Here is an 8,242-nt window from a genome sequence, read left to right as displayed (position 1 = left end):
CAAATACAAAACTCCGTATGAAGTGTTTTTCAGTGAAATGAGTAAAAGATTAGCTAGCTAATTTAGGTGGAAATTGCACTTGTTGTTGGAATTGGCGTGGAGAATATCTAAGTAGTAAGCAAGAAGCTTTAGAAAACATTTTTGCAACTTCTAAAATATCTTCTTTATTGGAATTAATAGATGCAAGAGAAATATGTTCAGGTATTTCATTGAAGTATTGTAGTAAGTCATCAGCATCATTTTTTAAAAATACAATATTTTCTTCACCTTCGTCATCATCTTTTTCAAAATATTGAGGTATTAATTCATCAGTTACTGTTTCTTCTAGATTAGAAGTTTTTATTTGCAATAATTTTTCAACTTGAGCATGTTTAGTGTCAATAGTATTATTTTTAGCTTTTATCTCTTTTAACTGTTTTTGTAACTCTTCATTTTTATTATTCAACTCATTAACAAGTTCTATATTTAGTATCTGAGTATATGCATCTCTACTTATTTGGTATAAGCTATTTATAATATCATTTTGAATAATTGGTTTAGCAATAAAACTATTTATACCTACTTTAATCAAATCTTGTAAGGTATGCGCTTCATTATGTGCTGATATAGCAACTATTTTTTGTTCGGTATTAATTTCTTTTATCTTACATATCATCTCTATACCGTTCATTTTAGGCATGTTTATATCCGTAATAACTATGTCATACTGTTTTTTATTGTAAAGATCTAATCCTTCTTGTCCATTAGAAGCCGAATCTGTTCCTTTAAAAAAAAGATCAAAAAGAATAACAATATTTTCTCTAAGTTCATCATCATCTTCTATGTATAAAACACTCAAATGTTTTGTATACTTTGTTAAGTCTTTTGCGCTGTACATATTAATCCTTTTTTTATTCTTTAAACTTATGATAGTTTGTTTGCTTATGTTTAATACATTATACATATATACAAATTATTTAGTACTTAAGTATAGGGATTATATATTATTTAAATATGTTAGTGGTTGAATGTGATATTTGAAGTTGTTAATTAATTTAAATATAAGGATAAATGGAGTTTATCTCAAAAGGAGATAAACTTATTGGTATTATTTAAGCAAGATCTTTCATAGCTTCTACTATTAGTGGGATTATATTATGGCTCTTTGTTTTATCTATAAATCCATTTGCACCAAGTACTTCTGCTTCTCTTTTATTGTTATTACCAGTCATTGAGCTATTTACAATTATTGGAATGTTCTGAGTTGTAGGATTCTTTCTTAATGTCTGAATAACGGTGAATCCTGACATTTCAGGCATTTCTATATCTGTTATGACAGCTGGAATTAATGAAGGGTCTGGCATTTCTAATATATAATCAACTAGTTTTTTACCATTATCAAATAGCTTCATTCTAATATTTGAATGTTTAAAAATCTGTATAAGGTGTCTTTGTGCTGTTCTTGAATCTTCTGCTATAAGTACTTCACCATTTGCAAGTTTTTCTGGCAAAGCTAAGTCTTTAAGGTTATCAGGGGATTCATATACATCAACCATAGCCTGTGGAACTACATCGGCTAATAATTTTTCATAGTCCAAAATAAGGCATAAACTTCCATCTTCAAGTCTAGTGTCATTCATAACAACACCTTCATCTTTTATTCTGTAACTATCAGGTGCATGCATCTCGTTCCAGTTTTTCTTTATAACTCTATATGCTGACATAATTCTAAGACCTATAATTATTCCATTGAAGTCACAAATTAGAATATTTGATTCAGCTATTTCTGCTTTAGTTAGAGTTGTTCCTAACCATGAAGGAAGATTTAGTATTGGGATTTGAAGCCCACGAAGTATAATTGTTCCTTCAAGAAGAGGGTGAGCTGAGGGAATCTGAGTCAGAAAATGATTTTTAGATTCCACAACTTCTCTTGTTTTAAAAACATTTATCGCATAAAATGCAGAATCTTCTTTATTGCTAATTTTAAAAACTAAAAGTTGAAGTTCGTTGTTTTTTGCTAGGTTAGTAGTAGCATCTACTTTTGATAGAACAGACATAAAAGTACCTTTTATTTAGACTTCTTTAATGGTACCAAAATTAAAATGAATATATGCTTGAATATTAATAATGAAATGCTAAAATATATGTAATTTAATATAAGGTATTGAGAAGTGAAAATATTAACAATTCTATTTTTAACATTTACTCTGTCGTTCGCAAAAGTCTACTATTCTAAGGTTCAACCATACGAGCTTAGAGATATCTCTTCAAACGTTTCTGGTTTAGTCTTATTTATTGATGAGGATATGATAGGTAAGAAACTAACTTCTAAAGCTTACATACGTATAGACTCTGAGTTAGATGCTAAAGAACTAGTATTTATAAAAGATAAATTAGAATATTTAAGAAGCATAGTCGGTGTAAACAAAAAGGTTTTAGTTAACTTAGAAGAATCTCTTGTAAGAAAAAGAGGAAACTATAAGCGCATAGAAGATTTAAAATTTAAATCAGTTGTTGAAAAAGATAAAGAGTATCACGATCTTATATCTAGTGAAAATCTTTATCTAAGTACACAAAAAGATATACAAAACCTTAAGGTTCAAATCACCGATTTAAAGCTGAGAGTTGCTCAACTTCAAAGAAGTTTAAAAGATAAATATCTTAGTGAGAAAGGTTTTGTACTTTATGAAATCTCAGTTAAAGTAGGGCAGGTTGTAGGAGTTTCAACTCCACTTGCTAAGATTGCTGATATCTCAAAAGCAAAACTAACTATATACTTAAATGAAGTTGATGTAGCAGATGCAAAGAATAAAGTTGTATATATAGATGGAAAACAAACATCTTATAAAATTTCAAGAGCATTAAATATAGCTGACAGTAAAAATATTTCTAAATATATGGCTCAAATTATTATCGACTCTCCAAAGCTTTTCTCAAAGCTAGTAACGATTGAGTTAAAAGATAAATAGATGCTATCTAATGTCACAGCTTGTCCACTAGATTGTTATGACTCTTGTGGCATCTTGTATGAAAATGGCAAGATAAAGCCTCTAAAGATAGGTCATACAAATGGTTTCTTATGTCCACATATGAATCATTTTAAAAAACATGCACTTATTCAAAAGCCTAGATATAAGGGCAAAGAAATAACTATGCAAGAGGCTTTAATTCTATTAACTAAGATGTTAAGTGAGTCAAAGCCAGATGAGATTTTACACTATAGAGGAAGTGGAAACTTTGCTTTGATGCAAGAAGTAAGTGATCATTTTTTTGCTTCATATGGTGCAACCTTAACTGATGGAAATCTTTGTGATGGAGCTGGAGAAGCTGGAATTATCGAAGGTAGAGGCTCTAATAAAAACATGCCTATATCCCAAATTTATAAGTCTGATGTAGTTATATTTTGGGGTAGAAATCCACATACCACCTCAAGTCATCTGCTTCCCCTTATAAAAGATAAAAAGATTATCGTAATTGACCCTATTAAAACAAAAATAGCTAAAATGGCAGATATCCATATGCAGTTAAGACCAAGAACTGATCTGCATCTTGCTCTTTTGTTTAGTAGATTTTTACATATCTATAATGATTGTGACATAGAGTATCTTGATGAACATGCCCCTGATTACGAAGACTTTTATGAACTAACTCAAACAGTTAGAATAAAGGCTGCTTTAGATGAGATAGGAGTTTCACTAGGACAAATAGGTGAACTACTTGAATTAGTAAAAAATAAAAAAGTAGCTATCGTTTGTGGTATTGGAATACAAAAGTACAGAGATGGCGCAGATATCATTAGAGCTATAGATGCCTTTGCTGTAATGCTTGGACTTTTTGGTAAAGATGGAAGTGGAGTCTCTTATCTTGGCTCTTCAAGAGAACATATAGAATCTCCGTTTAACAAAAAAGCAAAACTTGTATCAAAGGTAGATACTGAGTTTTCTAACTTTAAAACAGTATTCATTCAAGGTGCAAACCCACTCTCTCAGATGCCAGACTCTTTAAGAGTTAAAAAGTCTATATCCAAAACTGAGAATGTAGTTTATTTTGGACTATATGAAAACGAGACAAGTGAAGTAGCAGATTTAATTATTCCTGCGAAAAGTTTCTTACATAAAGAAGACGTTAGAACATCTTATTCTCATAACTCTATGATGTTTATGAATAAGGTAGCTGATACAGAAGTAGGAATTAGTGAGTATGATTTAAGTGCTTATTTATGCAAGCATTTCAATATTGCTCATGAGAGTGAAGAATTCTATATAAATCATTTTAAAAATTGTGCACTTAAAAAAGATGATGGCATCTGGCATGTTAAACAAAGAGAAGAAGTTCCATATAAAGATGGATTTGATACAGATGATGGAGAGTTTATTTTCTTGGATGAGTTTGATAACAATCTTGAAATAACTGACACTCTGCATCTTATAACTATGAAGAGTGAAACAAGTCTTAACTCTCAGTTTAATCGTAAAGAGAATGTATATTTAAACACAGCACTTGGTTTTAAAGAAGATGAATTAGTAACTATTACTTCCCAAACGGGAAGTGTAGATTTAAAAGTAAAGATAAATGATTATTTAAGAGATGATTGTATTCTTATCTATAGTGGGACAAAAGGTGTCAATAACCTAACATCTTCTAAGCATTCTTACGAAGGTAAGAACGCAACTTATCAGCAAAACAGAGTAGAAGTCACTAGAGTTTAACTCTTGTGTACTATAATACATAAATAATTTTAGAGGTATAAATAATGAATAATATAAAAGAATTAGATAAAAAATATGTTTTACCTACATATGCGAGAGCAGACGTAGAATTTGTAAGTGGTAAAAATGCTAGATTGATAGATGCAGACGATAAAGAGTATATAGATTTTACTTCTGGAATCGGTGTTGTAAGTGTAGGTCATGCAAACCAAAGAGTTAATGACGCTATTAGCGCACAGTTATCTAATATTACACATATTTCAAACCTTTATAATATTGCACCTCAGGCAATAGCAGCACAAAAAATAGTTCAAGCAAGTGGTTACGATATGCAATGTTTCTTCGGTAATAGTGGAGCTGAAGCAAATGAAGGTGCAATCAAGATTGCTAGAAAGTTCGGAGAAAGAGATGGTGAAGTAAAAAGATATAAGGTTATTACTTTACAAAATTCATTTCATGGTAGAACTATTACAACAGTAAAAGCAACTGGTCAAGAAGCTATGCATAACTACTTTGGCCCTTTTCCTGATGGTTTTGTGTATGCTGATAATATTGATCAGGTAGAGAGTCTTATAGATGATCATACAACGGCAGTAATGATAGAGCTTGTTCAAGGTGAGGGTGGAGTTCAACCACAAGATAAAGTCGAAGTTCAAGCTCTTGCAAAGATGCTAAAGTCTAAAAACGTACTTCTTATAGTTGATGAAGTTCAAACAGGTGTTTACAGAACAGGAGAGTTCTTAGCATCTAATGTTTATGAGATAGAGCCAGATATTATTACCTTAGCAAAAGGTCTTGGTGGTGGAGTTCCTATCGGTGTTGTGATGACATCTTTAAAGGGAGTTTTGAGTGCAGGTGATCATGGTTCTACTTTTGGTGGAAACTATCTTAGCACAACTGCTGCTTGTACTGTTATGGATATTTTAAAAGAGTATTCAGATAGCGGAGAACTTACAAAAACTACAGAGTACTTCAACCAAGAACTAGAAAAGTTTTATAGTGCACACAGAAAAATGTTTACATCAAGAGTTGGTATTGGTATGATGTGCGGACTACGTGTAAGAAATGCAGATACACTAGCTCAGATAATTTCAAACGCAAAAAAAGAGGGTGTTATGGTTTTAAAAGCCGGAAGAAACACTCTAAGATTTTTACCACCATTAACTATCACAAGTGAGGAAATAGATGAAGGCTTCAAGTCTCTTAATCGCGCTGTCGCTTCTTTGTAGCACAGCTTTTGCGGCAGATGAAAACACTCAGCCGCTAGAAACATACATATCGACAAATAAAAAAGCTCAGTTTAACTATGACTATGAAAAAGCAGAATCTGATAGCTCTGTTCTTCTAGACTCATGGATAGCCCCACTAAGCTTAGACTATAGTTACTATAAAAATAATCCTTACACGGATGAACAGACTACTCAAAGTGCCGTATTAACTATGAATCAACCCATTTTTCAAAGTGGTGGTATTTATTATGGAATCAAGTTTGCACAGGCTTCTAGAATCTATGCTAACCTCTCTGTAGATGTTGCAAAAAGAAAGTTAGTAAAAGATGCTATATCTCTTTTAATGCAGATAAAACAGATGGATATGAAGATAAAAAAACAAAATCTTCAGATAAAAAACTCTGAGATTAGTTTAGCTCAAAAACAAGAGCAGTATATAAATGGTCAACTTGATTCAGGTTTCTTAGATAATGCAATCATAGATAGAAATGTTGTCATTCAAGCTCTTTATGATATAGAGACAAATAAAGAAAAACTTATCTCACAGTTTAATGCTATAAGTGATATGGCTTATACACAGGCATCGATTCCACACTTAACTACTATCAATGAAGAAGAGTTTTTAAAGCACAATATAGTACTAAATATGTCTAGAAGTGATAGAGAAAAAAGTAGATATAACAAAAATATTACTGCTGCAAAATATCTTCCAAGTGTGAACTTAACTGCTGCATATAGCTGGTATAAGTATGAAGATTATGTATATTCAAGTGATGATGCAAGTGAGAAAGACTACTATAAATATGGTGTAACTGCATCTATCCCTCTTGATATAAATACTTTTAGAGATGTTGAATCTTCAAGAATAGAGTACTTAAAATCAAACCTTGTAATAGAAGATAAAAAAAGAGAACTTCGTGCACTTTTTGAACAAGTAATGCAAAACGTAAAGAACTTTGAGAAGAAGAAACTTCTTAGTATAGAAAACAGAGAACTATACGAGAAACTTTTATCTGAAACAAAAGATCTTTTTAGTGCAGGTTATAAAACAAGTTACGATGTTGACTTACTGAAAAATTCAGTTTCAATCCAAACTATAGACCTTTCAATATTTGAAATCGACAAACAACTAGAACTATTGACACTTTACGAAATGTACAAGAATGACTAACAATAGTTTTAGCAACTATATATTTGAGTGGCTTTACTCAGATGAGGGCTACTACGCAACTTACAAAAATATAGGTAAAGAAGGTGACTTCTACACTGCTGTAAGTACAAGCAAGTTTTTTGGTGGATGTATCGCAAAACACATAATCTCTTTAGTAGATGAAGGCTTTTTAGCTCAAGATGCAGTCATCTGTGAGATTGGTGCGCACCATGGTTACTTCTTAGCTGACGTAATTGAGTTTATATATACCCTTAGACCAAAACTTCTAAGTAGTTTGAAGTTTGTCATCATAGAGAGATTTGATGACCTTCAAGAGCAGCAGAGAAACTATTTCCAAGAGTCTTTTGGAGATGCAGTAAGTTTAACTCACTATAAGTCATTAAGTGAACTTAAGTGTAAAAATGTATTTTTCGTAGCAAATGAGATATTTGACTCATTCCCTTGTGAGCTTTACTACAAGGGTAAAACAGCAAGAGTAGAAGCTCATAATGTAGAGTTTGATGTTGATAACGACTGGGTAGATGCAAAAGCCAAAAAGTATCACAAAGACAGAGGAGAGATTGCTGTAGGCTATGAAGCATTTGCAAAAGAGATGGCTGCATCTTGTGAGAAGTTTGAGTTTATGAGCTTTGACTATGGTGAGATGCAAGCTCGTCCTGATTTTTCCATAAGAGTATATGCAAAGCACAAAGTAATACCATTCTTTGACAAAGATATAAATCGTGAAGAACTTTTTGCAAAGTCTGATATAACTTACGATGTTACATTTGAACATGTAAAAGATGCATACGAAGATGCAGGAGTAGAGTTTATAGAACTTAAAGCTCAGATGGTAGCTCTTGTAGATATGGGAATTTTAGACCTTTTAGAGATGCTAAAAGAAAAGGTAGAAGATAAAATTTACGAGCAAGAACTTCAAAAAGCAAAGATGCTAATCATGCCAAACTTCTTAGGTGAGAGATTTAAAATGATACGCTTTAGAAAGAATAAAAAGTAAAATTTATCTACTAAATTCTAGATTCGTGTGTAAAATGCTCTTTCCAAAAAGAAACATATACTATAATGGTTCCCTTTTTCAAGACCAGTAAAACAAGTTTTCTTATTTCACCTCTTTACGATACCAGTGGTAACAGTTTTTGTCTCCTAGGGTCTAA

Annotated in this window: 7 protein-coding genes; 5 read left to right on the top strand and 2 right to left on the bottom strand. The window is 31.7% G+C overall.

Annotated elements, in window-relative coordinates:
- Positions 1 to 49: 49 nt before the first annotated feature.
- Complete coding sequence (locus tag QZZ48_RS12755) at positions 50 to 877, bottom strand: response regulator transcription factor (protein ID WP_294966488.1); 828 nt, start codon at positions 875 to 877, stop codon at positions 50 to 52.
- A 214-nt stretch (positions 878 to 1,091) separates the two neighbouring features.
- Positions 1,092 to 2,036 carry a chemotaxis protein gene (locus QZZ48_RS12750; protein WP_294966486.1) on the bottom strand — a complete coding sequence of 315 codons (945 nt, stop codon included), beginning with the start codon at positions 2,034 to 2,036 and terminating at the stop codon, positions 1,092 to 1,094.
- 114 nt (positions 2,037 to 2,150) lie between these two features.
- On the opposite strand from QZZ48_RS12750, the gene QZZ48_RS12745 reads away from it, so the two are divergent.
- The 5 genes from QZZ48_RS12745 to QZZ48_RS12725 are packed head-to-tail and all read left to right on the top strand — an operon-like array spanning position 2,151 to position 8,085.
- On the top strand, positions 2,151 to 2,948 hold the full coding sequence (locus tag QZZ48_RS12745) for an HlyD family efflux transporter periplasmic adaptor subunit (protein WP_294966484.1): 798 nt from the start codon (positions 2,151 to 2,153) through the stop codon (positions 2,946 to 2,948).
- Positions 2,949 to 4,688 (top strand): molybdopterin-dependent oxidoreductase, encoded by a 1,740-nt coding sequence (locus QZZ48_RS12740; protein ID WP_294966482.1) that lies wholly within the window; start codon positions 2,949 to 2,951, stop codon positions 4,686 to 4,688.
- Between the two features lie 44 nt (positions 4,689 to 4,732).
- Complete coding sequence (locus QZZ48_RS12735) at positions 4,733 to 5,917, top strand: aspartate aminotransferase family protein (RefSeq protein WP_294966480.1); 1,185 nt, start codon at positions 4,733 to 4,735, stop codon at positions 5,915 to 5,917.
- Positions 5,874 to 7,088: a TolC family protein gene (locus QZZ48_RS12730; protein WP_294966479.1), complete on the top strand. Its 1,215-nt coding sequence runs from the start codon at positions 5,874 to 5,876 to the stop codon at positions 7,086 to 7,088. The genes QZZ48_RS12735 and QZZ48_RS12730 overlap by 44 nt, the downstream gene beginning before the upstream one ends.
- The gene (locus QZZ48_RS12725) at positions 7,081 to 8,085 is read left to right on the top strand and encodes an SAM-dependent methyltransferase (protein ID WP_294966477.1); all 1,005 of its coding nucleotides are present in this window, start codon (positions 7,081 to 7,083) and stop codon (positions 8,083 to 8,085) included. The genes QZZ48_RS12730 and QZZ48_RS12725 overlap by 8 nt, the downstream gene beginning before the upstream one ends.
- Positions 8,086 to 8,242 lie beyond the last annotated feature (157 nt).

It is taken from the genome of Sulfurimonas sp. (assembly GCF_016744025.1).
In the GTDB taxonomy this organism is placed as follows: domain Bacteria; phylum Campylobacterota; class Campylobacteria; order Campylobacterales; family Sulfurimonadaceae; genus Sulfurimonas.
This window is presented reverse-complemented; position numbering and strand designations above follow the sequence as displayed.

Excerpts from the sequence above, each read along its gene's own strand:
- QZZ48_RS12755 (WP_294966488.1), bottom strand. The coding sequence starts at position 877 with ATGTACAGCGCAAAAGACTTAACAAAGTATACAAAACATTTGAGTGTT.
- QZZ48_RS12750 (WP_294966486.1), bottom strand. The coding sequence starts at position 2,036 with ATGTCTGTTCTATCAAAAGTAGATGCTACTACTAACCTAGCAAAAAAC.
- QZZ48_RS12740 (WP_294966482.1), top strand. The coding sequence starts at position 2,949 with ATGCTATCTAATGTCACAGCTTGTCCACTAGATTGTTATGACTCTTGT.
- QZZ48_RS12735 (WP_294966480.1), top strand. The coding sequence starts at position 4,733 with ATGAATAATATAAAAGAATTAGATAAAAAATATGTTTTACCTACATAT.
- QZZ48_RS12730 (WP_294966479.1), top strand. The coding sequence starts at position 5,874 with ATGAAGGCTTCAAGTCTCTTAATCGCGCTGTCGCTTCTTTGTAGCACA.
- QZZ48_RS12725 (WP_294966477.1), top strand. The coding sequence starts at position 7,081 with ATGACTAACAATAGTTTTAGCAACTATATATTTGAGTGGCTTTACTCA.